Source organism: Mordavella massiliensis (assembly GCF_016901695.1).
GTDB classification, from domain to species: Bacteria; Bacillota; Clostridia; order Lachnospirales; family Lachnospiraceae; genus Claveliimonas; species Claveliimonas massiliensis_A.
Genome location: NZ_JACJKS010000010.1, coordinates 44,401 through 58,922, shown reverse-complemented (window position 1 = coordinate 58,922; position 14,522 = coordinate 44,401). Strand labels below are relative to the sequence as shown.

The 14,522-nt window shown below is 52.4% G+C and carries 16 protein-coding genes; 14 read left to right on the top strand and 2 right to left on the bottom strand.

All coding sequences use genetic code 11. The annotated features are described in order from the left end of the window. Positions 1-269: 269 nt before the first annotated feature. A complete protein-coding gene (locus tag H6A20_RS14090) occupies positions 270-1,121 on the bottom strand; it encodes a DDE-type integrase/transposase/recombinase (RefSeq protein WP_338106651.1) in 852 nt (283 codons plus the stop codon). A gap of 36 nt (positions 1,122-1,157) precedes the next feature. Here H6A20_RS14090 and H6A20_RS14085 point away from each other — a divergent pair, with 36 nt between their 5' ends. From H6A20_RS14085 to H6A20_RS08435, 6 genes are all read left to right on the top strand, one after another. Next, entirely contained in the window at positions 1,158-1,676 is a 519-nt protein-coding gene (locus tag H6A20_RS14085) for a hypothetical protein (RefSeq protein WP_338106650.1), read from the top strand. A gap of 233 nt (positions 1,677-1,909) precedes the next feature. Further along, entirely contained in the window at positions 1,910-2,761 is an 852-nt protein-coding gene (locus tag H6A20_RS08455) for a substrate-binding periplasmic protein (protein WP_191384634.1), read from the top strand. Between the two features lie 10 nt (positions 2,762-2,771). Beyond that, a complete protein-coding gene (locus tag H6A20_RS08450; RefSeq protein WP_191384635.1) occupies positions 2,772-3,455 on the top strand; it encodes an amino acid ABC transporter permease in 684 nt (227 codons plus the stop codon). 65 nt (positions 3,456-3,520) lie between these two features. Next, positions 3,521-4,255 (top strand): amino acid ABC transporter ATP-binding protein, encoded by a 735-nt coding sequence (locus tag H6A20_RS08445; protein WP_191384636.1) that lies wholly within the window; start codon positions 3,521-3,523, stop codon positions 4,253-4,255. 25 nt (positions 4,256-4,280) lie between these two features. After that, positions 4,281-5,465, top strand: coding sequence for a MalY/PatB family protein (locus H6A20_RS08440; RefSeq protein WP_191384637.1), 1,185 nt, complete (start codon positions 4,281-4,283; stop codon positions 5,463-5,465). 4 nt (positions 5,466-5,469) lie between these two features. Then, positions 5,470-6,645, top strand: a complete 1,176-nt coding sequence (locus H6A20_RS08435) for an amidohydrolase (protein ID WP_204906685.1) — start codon at positions 5,470-5,472, stop codon at positions 6,643-6,645. A gap of 73 nt (positions 6,646-6,718) precedes the next feature. Here the strand turns inward: H6A20_RS08435 and H6A20_RS08430 are convergent, their stop codons facing one another. After that, positions 6,719-7,162 carry a GatB/YqeY domain-containing protein gene (locus H6A20_RS08430; protein ID WP_204906684.1) on the bottom strand — a complete coding sequence of 148 codons (444 nt, stop codon included), beginning with the start codon at positions 7,160-7,162 and terminating at the stop codon, positions 6,719-6,721. A 225-nt stretch (positions 7,163-7,387) separates the two neighbouring features. Here H6A20_RS08430 and H6A20_RS08425 point away from each other — a divergent pair, with 225 nt between their 5' ends. From H6A20_RS08425 to secD, 8 genes are all read left to right on the top strand, one after another. Continuing rightward, positions 7,388-8,242: a DUF5685 family protein gene (locus H6A20_RS08425; RefSeq protein ID WP_204906683.1), complete on the top strand. Its 855-nt coding sequence runs from the start codon at positions 7,388-7,390 to the stop codon at positions 8,240-8,242. Beyond that, positions 8,223-8,891 (top strand): DnaJ domain-containing protein, encoded by a 669-nt coding sequence (locus H6A20_RS08420; RefSeq protein ID WP_204906682.1) that lies wholly within the window; start codon positions 8,223-8,225, stop codon positions 8,889-8,891. The genes H6A20_RS08425 and H6A20_RS08420 overlap by 20 nt, the downstream gene beginning before the upstream one ends. Next, positions 8,882-9,418, top strand: a complete 537-nt coding sequence (locus tag H6A20_RS08415; RefSeq protein ID WP_204906722.1) for a hypothetical protein — start codon at positions 8,882-8,884, stop codon at positions 9,416-9,418. Before H6A20_RS08420 ends, H6A20_RS08415 begins: the two co-directional genes overlap by 10 nt. 90 nt (positions 9,419-9,508) lie before the next feature. Continuing rightward, positions 9,509-10,057 carry a stage V sporulation protein T gene (gene spoVT / locus H6A20_RS08410; protein ID WP_204906681.1) on the top strand — a complete coding sequence of 183 codons (549 nt, stop codon included), beginning with the start codon at positions 9,509-9,511 and terminating at the stop codon, positions 10,055-10,057. An 80-nt stretch (positions 10,058-10,137) separates the two neighbouring features. Further along, a complete protein-coding gene (locus tag H6A20_RS08405; RefSeq protein ID WP_204906680.1) occupies positions 10,138-10,500 on the top strand; it encodes a TIGR04086 family membrane protein in 363 nt (120 codons plus the stop codon). Between the two features lie 75 nt (positions 10,501-10,575). Continuing rightward, positions 10,576-10,719, top strand: a complete 144-nt coding sequence (scfA, locus tag H6A20_RS08400) for a six-cysteine ranthipeptide SCIFF (protein ID WP_033126632.1) — start codon at positions 10,576-10,578, stop codon at positions 10,717-10,719. Between the two features lie 130 nt (positions 10,720-10,849). Beyond that, positions 10,850-12,262 (top strand): thioether cross-link-forming SCIFF peptide maturase, encoded by a 1,413-nt coding sequence (scfB, locus tag H6A20_RS08395; protein ID WP_204906679.1) that lies wholly within the window; start codon positions 10,850-10,852, stop codon positions 12,260-12,262. Positions 12,263-12,310: 48 nt separating this feature from the next. Next, complete coding sequence (secD, locus tag H6A20_RS08390; protein WP_204906678.1) at positions 12,311-14,491, top strand: protein translocase subunit SecD; 2,181 nt, start codon at positions 12,311-12,313, stop codon at positions 14,489-14,491. The last annotated feature ends 31 nt before the right edge of the window (positions 14,492-14,522 follow it).

The window sequence follows — 14,522 nt, the reverse complement described above, 5'->3', positions numbered from 1 at the left end:
AAGCGGTAGTGTCAAATAAGTTATGAAAAAGCGAAGCCTAAAAAATAGGTTCCGATTGAACCTTGAAAATCGCAGATATGAAGTTTGATGGCAGCTCACGCCACCCTTGACAGCACACAAAAGCAATGCTCTGAACGCCTTATCGACGGCGGAGGACTCAGGAACAGGCTGATTTCTCCGTCTGGGCCACAGCATTGTAGCATTGCTTTTGTGTGCCATCAAGGGTAAATCCCTCCGGGATGGCTGAGTTGTTATCTCCGGCTCCGGATCTAGGAACAGACTGTATCTCCGCTCCCTGACTTTTGCATCTGCAGGATTGTCTGCTGGCCAAGGAAGATGAGAAGCTGCCACTTGCCGGGCATATTTTCGGCACTCTCTAAGTGTCCTACTTTGTTGAGGACCTGGTAGCCCTTATGTTTATGCGGCCTGAGAAAGTTGTAGTAAGCTACCCAGAGAGCAAGATCATAGCCTGCGCCATTGATGCTGTCAAAGCCGTTTGTCTTACGGTAAGAAGCCTTATAAGTACGGTTGAGCCGTTCGATCATCTGCTTGAAGGGACGGTGATCCGTGGAGACGGCATCATCGTTGGTAAGGCCGATCACCTGGGTGATCTGGAAAGTAAACGCTTCCCCAAACTTTTTTGCGAACTCCATAGCGGCAAGGGGATAGGCGCTGTAGCCATCTGCAATGAATTTAAAGTTTTCCGGAAGCTTTTTTAAGCCCTGGAAGGCCATGCGCATGGCAAGGATGCAGGGGCCGACTCCACGGTTGTCAGAGACCTGATAGCCGATGATGGAGCGAGTAGCAGCATTCATGATAAGCCAGACATAGGTCTTGATGCCCCGTACCTTGATGTAGGTCTCGTCAGCAGTAAAGACGGATCCTTTTGCGTAAGGGTACAGGTCTACAAAGGGTTTCACGCAGACGGCGGCGGTTTTGCAGTAGTTGGCGATCTGCTGGTGGGAGATGTTGATGTTATACAGGTCTTTAAGAGCCTGGGAAGTCTTTCTGAGCGAAAGGCCGAGATTTACGCGGAGGGTCAGGCACAGGGACATGACATGGGCGTTATATTTGCTGAATCTGAGGGAAGAGGCACCTTTGGGGAGAGAGTTTAAGTCCATGCGAAAAAAATCTATCGTAAACTGGCGGTAGATGTAATGGAGCTTGTATTTATTCTTTCCGTAGTCCTCCTCCAGATTCTTTTTGTCAACCTTCTTCAGATTGTGGAGATAGTAAGGGCAGTGAGGATTTACACATTTATGGAGGATGAAGTGTTTCCGTTCCTTCTTAGCCACAAGAGAATTGCCGCAGTGAGGGCAGCGAAGGGTAAACTGCTTGGAGAAACGGTTTTCTCCGGGAGAGAAGTTCGTACTACAGACCTTACAGCTAAGCTACCCTGCTTTGCCGTTGTTGCGGTAGAGATAAGGTTTGGGAGCACCGCAGGAAGGGCAACAGAAGTCATCGGGGATGTCACAGGGTTTGCGCCTGACGATGGGCCTGATATCTTGATCATAGCGATGCTTGAAGTAAGGGATGAGGAGTTGCCAGTGCCAGTCATGCTGGTGGAACTGGACCCTTGGAAGTTCATCAATCTTGAACTTCTGGTATTTCGGGGAATGGGAGTCATCAAACGCCCACTGTTTGAGTGGGATGTATCTGCAGATAAAATTAAATAACCAGCAATTCATCTGATAAAGGTATTGAATGATGGTGAGAAGATAAAGTATAATGTCCATGAGCATTGGCTCCTTTCGGGGATGTTGTTTTGGTCGATGACATTATACACGAAAAGGGAGGTCAATGCTCTTTTTATTTGCAAACCTCCAAAAGATCAAGGTAAAACGTAACTTTAACCAATAAAAAGCATGGTAGTTTTTGACACTACCTAAAAAGCTGAGGAGGAAAACAAATGAAAAAGAGAATGTTAAGCATTATGCTGTGTCTGACTATGGGCGTTACAGTAATGGCAGGGTGCAGTGGAAACACAGAAGAGACAGATGCAGCGGAAACAGATGCGTCTGAGACAGAAGGAGAAGAAGGTACAAATACGTATGGGCTTGATATGGACAAGATTGTAGTAGCTACTTCTCCGGGATATGAACCTTTCGAATATGAGGAAGACGGAGAACTGAAGGGGTATGATGTAGATATCTGGAAAGAATTTGAAGAGCGTACCGGAATTGAAGTGGAGTGGGAGTATACAGATTTCAGTGGCCTTCTTGGGCTTTTGCAGTCGGGGAAGGCAGATGTAGTAGCGGCACAGATGTCTCCGACTGAAGAAAGAGAAGAGAGCTTTATCTTTTCAGACCCTGTGTCTTATTATGGCTCTACGGTGGTAGTGGCTGAAGACAATGATGAGATCAAAAGTGTGGAGGATCTATCAGGAAAGGTGGTGGGAACCGGATCCGGAAACAATATGCAGCAGATTGTTGAGGAAATGTATCCGGATGGAGACGTTACATTTGAGACCTATACTTCCGCTACACTTGAGGCTATGCTGACTGATCTGGTATATGGCAGGATCGACGCTGTTCTTGCCCAGGATATTCAGACCTATATGGCCATGAAATCAAATGAAGAACTGAAAATAAAAGTGTTGGAACCGTTCCAGTACTCAGAAGGATGCCTTGTTATGGATAAGAGTAACACAGAACTGGCGGACGCTGTAAATACGTTTCTGGCTGATCTTCGGGAAGATGGAACATTATCAGAAATATCAGAAAAATGGATAGGAGAAGATATATCAGTAGCAAAGGAATAAGGTGCGGAGAATGGAATATATTACAGAAACTTTTTTGCCATATGCCCGCATTCTGACCCCTCTTCTTGTTGAAGGTTTGAAGATTACGCTGTATGTGTCAGCGGCAGCTTTTGTGCTCAGTGTTATTCTGGGAGCTGTTCTTGCGGTTGTTCAGCACTTTAGGGTAAAAGGATTTGCGTGGCTGGTAAGATTATACATTTCGTACTTTCGAGGAACTCCTCTGCTGATACAGCTCTTCCTGTTTTACTATGGACTTCCGATGGTATTTGATGTTATGAAACAATGCCCGAAAGCGGTGGCTTTGATCGTATGCCTTGCGCTGAATAGTGCAGCCTATATTTCGGAGGCAATCAGAGGGGCTATTGACAGCGTGGATCAAGGACAGTACGAAGCCAGTCTGGCATTTGGTATGACACGATATCAGATGATGACTCAAATTGTACTTCCGCAGGCGGCTGTGGCAGCTATACCACCTATAACAAACTCCTGTATGGATATTATTAAGATGTCATCCCTTGGTATGACGATAGGGATACAGGATATTATGGGGGAGGCACAGTTGACGGCTGCCACCTACTATAAAACCTTTGAGACCTATATTATTGCGGCAGCATTTTATTGGATTTTAGCGATTATTCTGGGCAAAATCCAAAAGAAGATAGAGAAAAAGGTGAGTGCTGCCTATCGGAAATGATTTTCAGATGCCGCTTGTGCGGCATCTTTTTCTAAAAAATCTAAAAATGATATTAGGAGTAAAATATGATAGAAATTAAAGGGCTATGCAAAAAATTTGGCGATCAACAGGTGCTGGACCATATAGACCTGAAGATAGAAAAGGGAAAAGTAGTGGTGGTGATCGGACCGTCAGGAACCGGTAAATCTACACTTCTAAGGTGCATCAATGTACTGGAAAAGCCGGAGGAAGGCCATATACGGCTTGAAGGATTTGAAGCAGATTTTTCTGCTATCTCAAAACAGGATATACAGACGCTGAGATCAAGAACATCTATGGTTTTTCAGAATTCTAATTTATACAGAAATAAAACTGCCCTGCAAAATATCACAACGCCACTGATACTTGTGAAAAAGATAAAACGGGAGGAAGCGGAGAGAACAGGGGTGGAACTTCTGGCAAAAGTGGGAATGTTGGAAAAAAAGGATGCCTACCCGGAAACACTCTCGGGAGGAGAAAAGCAGAGAGTAGGAATAGCCAGGGCGATGGCTGTAAACCCGGATATTATATTGTTTGATGAGCCGACTTCAGCGTTGGATCCAGAGCTTGTAAATGAAGTATTGGATGTGATTAGAGAACTGGCAAGGCAGCATACAACGATGCTGATCGTGACACATGAAATGAAATTTGCAAGAAGTGTAGCAGATGAAATTGTTTTTATGGAAGGAGGTCATATTGTGGAACAGGCGCCGCCTGAAAAGATCTTTTCTAATCCACAGAAAGAAAGGACGCGACAGTTTATTCAGACAAATATGGAATAAAACGATAAAATCGGGAGAACCGGCTATGTATGATTTTGATAAAAGTACAGACAGAAAAAAGACAAATGCTTTTAAATGGAAAGCGCTGAAAAATCTATACGGAGATGAGGAATTGTATCCGATGTGGGTTGCGGATATGGAATTTGAGACTGCGCCTGCTGTTAAAAGAAGGATACTTGAGAGGGCGGAACAGGGAATATTTGGGTATGAGCTTCTGTCAGATAAGTATGGAAAGGCTGTAAAGCACTGGCTTGGAAAGAGACATGGTTATCAGATTGACGAAGGGTGGGTTGTATACTGCTCTTCTGTGATGACTGGTCTGAGTGCTGCTCTGCAGGCTCTTACAAAAGAAGGGGATGAAATTCTTATCAATCCGCCCATATATGGGAACTTTTTTCAGACTATTCAAGGATGTGGGCGAAAAACGCTTGAGATCCCTCTGGTAGAAAAAGCGGGAAAGATGACTTTTGATATGGAAAGAATGGAGAGAGCGGTATCCGATAGAACAAAAGCATTTCTGCTATGCAGTCCTCATAATCCCACAGGGAGAGTCTGGACGAAAAAAGAGCTGGGAGAGATTATAGATTTCTGTCGGCGTCACCATCTTTTGCTATTTTCTGACGAGGTACATTTTGACCTTGTGTTTGAGGGAGAACATTGTATGACAGCATGTCAGAATAGAAGAGAAGATGTGAAGGTTATCACTTTTGTGTCTCCGGGGAAATCTTTTAATGTTGCAGGGATGCAGACAGCCAGTATGATTATCGAAGATCCCTGTATCCGCTCAGATGTGCAGAAGAAAATGAAAGCCATGTCGTATCCGTTTGAACATAGCTTTGCGGAAGCAGTTACAGTTGGGGCTTACCTGGAAAGCGAACAGTGGCTGAATGAACTGCTTGATTACCTTGGCGAAAACCGCCGTATTTTTACGGACTTTATTTCGGCTAATATACCTGTTCTGCGGGTAGTCCCCTCGGAGGCTACTTACCTTATGTGGGTGGATTGTCATTCTATGGATTTAGACGATGAGGAACTTGAAAAATTCTGGATACAGCGCTGCCACCTGGCATTGAGTGATGGCAGAGAGTTTGGGACAGGAGGCAGCCAGTATGTCCGCTTTAATGTTGCCTGTCAGAGAGAGTCTCTGAAAAAGGTATTAGAGCAAATGGCTATGGTTTTCCATGAGTCTGGGTACGGAGAGGAAGTGTGAAAGGGTGGAAGCATATATAAAATCAATTTTAAAAGAAGTTGTAGATCTGCGCAGGGAATTTCACCAATACCCGGAACTTGGACTGGAAGAATACAAAACTTCGGAGCGTGTTGAGTCAGAGTTGCGGAAAATTGGGCTGAACACAGAGAAAATGCATCACACAGGTATTGTTGCCACAATAAAGGGGAAATATGAGGGCCCTGTTCTTTTGTATCGCACAGACATGGACGGACTCCCTATAAAAGAGGAAACAGGGCTTTCCTTTGCATCCCGGAATGAAGGAGTAATGCATGCCTGTGGACATGATCTCCACATGGCTTGTGCTGTGGGGACGGCCAGAGTCATACACCATTTTAGAGACAGACTGCATGGAAGTGTCAGATTTATGTTCCAGCCCTGTGAAGAACGTCAACCAGGAGGAGCAAAACAGATGATAGAGGCGGGGGTATTAGAAAATCCCCAGGTGGATGCGGCGATTGGTATGCATGTTACGCCGGATGTAGAAGCCGGCCACTTTTTTGCTTTAAGCGGCGGTGTCACTTCTTCGCCATCCTGGTTTGAAATTACGATAACAGGAAAAGGTGGACATGCTTCCTGTCCGGAACAATGTATAGATCCGATTAAGGCTGGCCACTATATTTACGGAAAGATTAGCCGGTTGGGAGAAATATATAGAAAGAAGCGGGCGGTAATATCAGTGACAATGTTCCATGGAGGGGAAGTGCAGAATGTTATTCCGGAGACATGTCAGATGGCAGGAACAGTACGCACTTTTTCAAGTGATAAGACAGAGATGATCAGAACCGATTTGATGGATGTGTGCGCAGAAGCGGAAAGGTTTTTTGGGGTAAAAGTTGATATTTCATTTAGAACGTCTATGAATTCTGTATATAATCATCCGGATATGGCGGAGAGAATGAAAAGGATTATCTGTAGAGAACTGGGATCAGATGCTCTTGAAACAGATCCCTGGGTATTTATGGGAGGGGAAGATTTTGCAGAAATATCTGACAGAGTTCCAGCTTTTTTTCTGTTTTCGGGGGTGGGAGGGAAGGAGAACAGTCCGAAATTCCCTCTTCATAACCCCAGATTCTACGCGGATGAGAATATGTTGGAACCTGCCATAAGGGTAATTAGTCGTTTTCTCCTGACATTTTATCTGCCCCAGAATCGGCTTTAATATAGGAAAAAGAAAGAGTACCGTTTTTATACATCCTGTCGGGTGTCTTGACGGTACTCTTATATTATGCTGCTTAGAATAATTTCCCCACCAGGTCGCTGACCAGCTTGCCGTCGGCTTTTCCCTTTACCTTCGGCATCAGCGTCTTCATGATGCGGCCCTTGTCCTTCGGGGTGGGAGCATCGATGCCAAGCTCCGCCAGCGTGGCGTCTATGATGCTCTGGATCTGCGCTTCGTCCATCATCTGCGGCGCGTACTGCTCCAGGACGGACAGGCGGTGGTTGCACTCCTCTATGATGTCTGTGCGGTCCGCCGGCGTCATCTCCAGCGTCTCTTTTGTCTGCTTGATCTCCTTTAAGATGACCTGCGTCTCCTCCTCCTCTGTCAGATCGGCCCGCTTGTCGATGGCCTTGTTCTTGAGGGCGGACAGGAGCATGGACAGTGTCTCCTTCGTCTGCTTGTCGCCGGCTTTCATGGCCTGCACCATGGCGCTTCTCACTTCATCGATCTTGCTCATATGATATTCCTCCCACTGTTGTTTGATAAAAATTCCTTCTTTATTATAGCTAAGAGCCGGGCAAAAGGAAAGGCCGATATCCAAAAAACAGATTTCCAGACAGATTTTGCAGGGCGCAGGATGGGAATTTTTTGTGAAATCTGGAATAAACTAATGCAGGACGGCGGCAAATCTGTTACAATAACTGACAGGTGCGTCCACAGGCGCGCACAGTCGGAGAGAGATATGTTCGGATATGTTACCATTTGCAAGCCGGAACTGAAGGTGAAGGATTTTGAAAAATACAAGGCATACTACTGCGGGCTCTGCGAGGAGCTGCGGGAGCGGTACGGCCTGGGCGGCCAGATGACCCTGACCTACGATATGACGTTCCTCGTCCTTGTGCTCACCTCTCTCTACGAGACCCCCATCCGGGAGGAGGCGCACAGGTGCAGAGTGCATCCGGTGAAGCGGCAGCGCATGGTGCGAAGCGAGGTCACAGCGTACGCGGCGGATATGAATCTTCTGCTTGCCTGGCACCATCTGAAGGACGACTGGAAGGATGACAGAAAGATTTCCAGCCTGGCAGCCGGGGGCGTCATCCGCAGGAAGGCGGAGCGCATCGCACAGAAGTACAGGCGCCAGAGCAGGGTCTTTGAGGCGGCGCTTGGCGAGCTGGCCCGCCTGGAGCGGGAGAAGAGCACGGATATAGACCGGACGGCCGGATGCTTCGGGCGGCTCATGGAGGAGCTGTTCGTCTGGAGGAAGGACGCGTGGGAGCAGACGCTGCGCCGGATGGGTTTCTTCCTTGGAAAGTTCATCTACATCATGGACGCCTACGACGATCTGGAGGAGGACCTTGCGAAGGGGCGCTACAATCCGCTGCGCAACTTATATACACAGACAGACTATGAGAAGAAGGCAGGCGACATTCTCTGCATGATGATTGGGGAGTGCAGCGGGGCGTTTGAACAGCTCCCCTGCCTGCAGGATATAGAGATACTGAGAAATATTCTGTACGACGGCGTGTGGAACCGCTACCGTCTCATACAGAAGAAGAAACAGGAGGAAAGAGATAAAAATGAGCAAGAATCCCTATGATGTGCTGGGTGTTCCCCAGAGCGCGTCAGATGATGAAGTCAAGAAGGCCTACCGGGAGCTGAGCCGGAAGTATCATCCGGATGCCAATGTGGACAATCCGCTGGCAGACCTGGCTGAAGAGAAGTTTAAGGAGATCCAGGAAGCCTACGATGAGATCATGCGGCAGCGGTCGTCGGGAGGCGGCTCCTACGGCGGTTCCTACGGGGGATCCCGGGCAGGGGGCTACGGATACGGCTACCAGGGCGGCGGGCAGGCTTCCTCCTCCGGCAGCGAGGATGTGGAGATGCAGGCGGCCATCAACTTTATCAACAACCGCCGCTACCAGGAGGCGTTGAATGTGCTGAACCGCATGCAGAACCGCACGTCCATGTGGTACTACGCGAGCGCGTTCGCCAACGCGGGCCTGGGGAACAATGTGCTGGCCAGGGACCAGGCGGCCACGGCGGTCAATATGGAACCGAACAACGTCCAGTACCGGCAGCTGCTGAACCAGATCGAGTTCAACAGCCGGCGCTACCAGAACAACCCTTACGGGGGCGGCTACGCCGGCGGCGGCAGCACCTGCGGGACGGGAAACATGTGCTGCGACCTCTTTATCGCGGACCAGTGCTGTGAGTGTATGGGAGGGGATCTTTGCTCATGCATGTAAATGCGAGGAAAATGGCCTTCGGGGGCCTTATGCTGGCGCTGTGCGTCCTGTTTATGGCGCTTGGCAGCGTCTTTGAATCGAGCACCCTGTTCCTCCTGGCGTGCGCCTCCTTTTTCGAGGGGATCGTCATCCGGGAGATGGGGATGAAGACGGGGCTTGCCTTTTATCTGGCGGCTGTCATCCTGGGATTCCTCCTGGCGCCGAACAAGTTCTATGTGATCTCCTTCGCGGGGATGGCGCTCTACATTCTTGCCGTGGAGGGGGTGTGGCGCCTGCTGGCGCGGCGCCCGGGCAGATGGCAGGGAAGGGGCGTGTTCTGGTGCTTCAAGTACCTGATCTTTAACGCCATGTACATCCCGGCTGTGCTGCTGTTTCAGGAAATCCTCTTTTCCAGGCGGATTTCGGCGCTCCTGCTGGCCGGCGTGCTCCTGGCGGGGCAGGCGGCCCTGTGGATCTACGACCACGCCTACGAGTATGTGCAGGCGCGGATCTGGCCGGGGATCCGGGGGCGGATGTTCCGGATGTGACGGCCGCGTGCCGGAAAGAAGTATAAAAATCCTTCATCTACAGATACTATTCCCAGTTAAGGAAAGTACAGTAAGATGGAGGATTTTTTTATGAAAGCGACAGGGATAGTCAGACGGATCGACGACCTGGGGCGGGTCGTGATCCCCAAAGAGATACGAAGGACGCTTCGGATCCGGGAGGGGGATCCACTGGAGATCTTCACGGACCGGGAGGGGGAGATCATCCTGAAGAAATACTCGCCCATCGGGGAACTGTCCGCCTTTGCCAGACAGTATGCGGACAGCCTGGCCCAGGCGGCCGGGTACCTTGTGTGCATCTGCGACATGGATCAGATCGTGGCGGCCGCAGGCACAGGGCGCCGGGAGTTCCAGGAGAAGTACATCGACCCTGCCCTGGAGAAGGCGCTGGAGGGGAGGAAGGACATCGTGGCCGCGGAGGGGGAGAAGAAGTTTGTCCGCGTCACCGGGGAGAAGGACGACGGCTGCACCCAGCAGGTCATCTGCCCCATCCTCTGCGAGGGGGATGTGATCGGCGGCGTCATGATCCTTGGGAGGGAGGAGAAGGGAAGGCTCGGCGAGACAGAGCACAAGCTCGCCTCCTGCGCGGCCGGTTTCCTGGGCAGGCAGATGGAGCAGTAAAAAGAAGAGGCGGGATTCATAATCTGTCCGGATGTCTCATATCCATTAGATAGAAATGAACCGGACAAGGAGAATGAACTATGAGTGTGGATAAAACGATCATCCGGGTGCTGAAGGCGCTGCTTCTGTCCTACGTGGTGACAGGGGTCCTGCTGCTTCTTCTGGCCCTTCTTCTCTATAAGATGCAGCTGGGCGAAAAGGAGGTGTCGGCGGGGATCGTGGCGGTGTACCTGACGGCCACGCTGACCGGGGGGCTGGCCGCCGGGAAGATGGCTAAGTCCCGGCGGTTCCTGTGGGGGCTTGCCACGGGCGTCCTCTATTTTGCGCTCCTCCTTCTCATCACCCTGGGGGTGTACCGCACGCTGGACGGCAGCGGCGTCCACCTGCTCACGACCTTTGTGCTCTGCGCCGGGGGCGGCATGGTGGGGGGGATGATCTCCTGATAAAAAGTACTTCCAAAACAGGAGGCCTTGTGCTATAATATCATAAGTCAAAGATGCGAAGGAGGGTGTACTGGAATGAAACATGTGAAGACACTGAACACACAGACATTGACGAACACGATGAAAAAAGGCGGCTGCGGAGAATGTCAGACATCCTGCCAGTCAGCTTGCAAGACATCCTGCACCGTGGGAAACCAGACCTGCGAGCAGAAGAAATAGTCAATCGGTCTTAATCAGGACTAAGAAGGGGGCAGCGGCTTTCGGCCGCTGTTTCTGCGTTGACAAGTATCTGCGGCCGCTGCCGGGGCAGGGCCTGCGGATCAGAAGATAAGAGAAAGGGGTATCTGAAGTGATACATCAGTACCGTAACAATGGATACAATATCGTCCTGGACGTCAACAGCGGCGCCGTGCATGTGGTGGACGACCTCTGCTACGACGCCATCGCGAAGCTGACGGAAGGGCAGGAGCCGGATCCGGCGACGCTTGAGGATCCGCAGACAGAGGAGGCGCTTGTGGAGGCTTTAAAGGACCGCTACGAGGCGTCGGAGATCCGGGAGGCATGGGAGGATATCTGCGAGCTGGCGCAGCAGGGCCGCCTCTTTACAGAGGATGTGTACGAGCCGGTGCTTGCGCAGGTCAAAGAGAGGAAGACGGTGGTGAAGGCACTCTGCCTCCACATCGCCCACGACTGCAACCTGGCCTGCAGGTACTGCTTTGCCGAGGAGGGCGAGTACCACGGCCGCAGGGCGCTCATGAGCTACGAGGTGGGAAGGAAGGCGCTGGACTTCCTCATCGCTTCCTCGGGGAACAGGCGGAACCTGGAGGTGGACTTCTTCGGCGGCGAGCCCCTCATGAACTGGCAGGTGGTCAAAGACCTGGTAGCCTACGGGCGGGAGCAGGAGAAGCTGCACGACAAGCATTTCCGCTTTACTGTGACGACCAACGGGGTGCTCTTAAACGACGAGATCCAGGATTTTATCAACAGGGAGATGGACAACGTGGTCCTCAGCCTGGACGGGCGCAGGGAGATCAACGACAGGATGCGGCCGTTCCGGAACGGGAAGGGAAGCTACGACCTGATCGTCCCCAAGTTCCAGAAGCTGGCCGACAGCCGGAACCAGGAGCGGTATTACGTGCGGGGCACGTTTACAAGGAATAATCTGGACTTTTCCAACGATGTGCTCCATTTTGCGGATCTCGGGTTCAAACAGATGTCCATCGAGCCTGTGGTGGGGGACGAGACGGATCCCTACGCCATCCGGGAGGAGGATCTCCCGAAGATCTGCGAGGAGTACGACAGGCTGGCAAAGATCATGCTCGAGAGGGAGAAAGAGGGGAAGGGCTTCAATTTCTTCCACTTCATGATCGACCTGGAAGGCGGGCCCTGCCTGTCCAAGCGGCTCTCCGGCTGCGGCTCCGGGACGGAGTACCTGGCGGTGACGCCCTGGGGAGATCTGTATCCCTGCCACCAGTTCGTCGGGAAAGAGGAGTTCCTCATGGGCAATGTGGACGAGGGCATCACCCGCCCGGAGATCGCGGATGAATTCCGCGGCTGCAATGTGTACACGAAGGAGAAGTGCAGGAACTGTTTTGCAAAGTTCTACTGCAGCGGCGGCTGTATGGCAAACTCCTACAATTTCCACGGCACGATCCAGGACGCCTACGACATCGGCTGCGAGATGCAGCGCAAGCGCGTAGAGTGCGCGATCATGATGAAGGCGGCGCTGGCGGATGCGGCGGCCGGGGAGGAGCAGGCGTAAGAGAGTCTGCCCCACAGAAAATGAAGTAGAAAAGAGGATGGAAGAACCATGAACAAGAAAAAAGGGATAGTCAGCCTGGTCGTGACAGCGGCGCTGATCATTTTGCTGGCGTTTACCTGCGCGGTCGGCTTCGGCCCCACGGGCACCGGGGCGGCCAGAAACATAAAGCTCGGCCTTGACCTGGCCGGCGGCGTGAGCATCACCTACCAGGTGAAGGACGACAACCCGTCGGACGAGGATATGAGCGATACGATCTACAAGCTCCAGAGGCGTGTAGAGCAGTACAGCACGGAGGCCACCGTCTACCAGGAGGGGGACGACCGGATCAACATCGAGATCCCCGGCGTCACCGACGCCAACGCGATCCTGGAGGAGCTGGGCAAACCGGGCTCCCTGTCGTTCCAGACGATGGACGGGGAGACGGTCCTCACCGGCGCTGACGTGGAGACGGCTTCCGCCAGAGGCGGCCAGGACGATATGGGCAACACGGAGTACACGGTGGAGCTGGACCTGACGGAGGAAGGGACAGAGAAGTTCGCGGAGGCCACACAGGCCAACGTGGGCAACCAGATCGCCATCGTCTATGACGGGGAGACTATCAGCAGCCCGGTGGTGAACGAGGCCATCACGGGCGGCCAGGCCTACATCACAGGCGACTTTACATACGAGGAGGCGGAGAACCTTGCCTCCACCATCCGCATCGGCGGCCTGTCCCTGGAGCTGGAGGAGCTCCGCTCCAATGTGGTGGGCGCCCAGCTTGGCGAGCAGGCAGTCACCACCAGCGTGCAGGCGGGCGCGGTCGGCCTTGCCCTCGTGTTCGTGTTCATGTGCTTTGTGTACCTGCTCCCGGGTCTCGCATCCAGCCTTGCCCTCCTCATCTACACGGGCATCGTGCTGGTGATCCTGAATGCATTTAACGTGACGCTGACCCTGCCGGGCATCGCGGGCATCATCCTGGGCATCGGCATGGCGGTGGACGCCAACGTCATCATCTTTGCCCGCGTGAAAGAGGAGATGACGAAGGGCAAGAGCGTGCGCAACGCCCTGAAATCCGGTTTCCACAAGGCCATGTCCGCCATCGTGGACGGCAATGTGACGACCCTCATTGCGGCGGCCGTGCTCTGGTTCCGGGGCAGCGGCAGCGTGAAGGGCTTCGCCCAGACGCTGGCCATCGGTATCCTTGTGTCCATGTTTACGGCGCTTGTCATCACCCGCATGATCGTGTATGCGTTCTACGCCGTGGGCATCCGCAGCGAGAAGCTGTACTACCGCCCGAGGAAGGAGAGGGAGCCCTTCCACTTTGTGGAGAGAAAGGGACTTTTCTTTGCCATCTCCCTTGTCATCATCGCGGCAGGCATCAGCGTGGCAGGCTTCAACGCCTCCCGCGGAAACGGGGCTATGAACTACAGCCTGGAGTTCCAGGGCGGCACCTCCACGAATGTGACATTTAACGAGGATTATACGATCGACGAGATCGATTCCCAGATCATCCCCGTGGTCACGGAGGCGACGGGGGATCAGAACGTGCAGGCCCAGAAGGTAGAGGGGACAGACCAGATCATCTTCAAGACGACGACGCTTGACCTGGAGACCCGCGAGGCGCTGGACCAGGCCCTTGTGGACAATTTCCAGGTGGATGACTCGCTCATCACCTTTGAGAACATCAGCTCTACCGTCAGCAGCGAGATGCGGCAGGATGCGGTCGTGGCGGTGGCCATCGCCACGGTGCTCATGCTCCTCTACATCTGGTTCCGGTTCAAGGATATCCGGTTCGCCACAAGCGCTGTGCTGGCCCTGCTCCACGATGTGCTGATCGTGGCGCTCTTCTACGCGGTGGCGCGGATCTCCGTGGGCAATACCTTTATCGCCTGCATCCTCACCATCTTCGGTTACTCCATCAACGCGACGATCGTCATCTTCGACCGGATCCGCGAGGAGCTGAAGCTGGCGCCGAAGAACACGGACCTGGCATACCTTGTGAACAGGAGTATCACCCAGACGCTGACGAGGAGCATTTACACGTCCCTGACGACCTTTATCACCATTGCGGTGCTCTTTGTCATGGGCGTGAGCTCCATCCGCGAGTTCGCCCTGCCCCTGATGGTGGGCGTTGTGTGCGGCGCTTACTCCTCCGTGTGCATCACAGGATCCCTGTGGTACGTCATGCGCACGAAGATCGGCGGGAAAGCGGCCGGGACGGCAAAACAGGCCGGGGCGAAGAAGAAATAAACAGTACAGGGAAAAACAGGGAGGTGTGCGC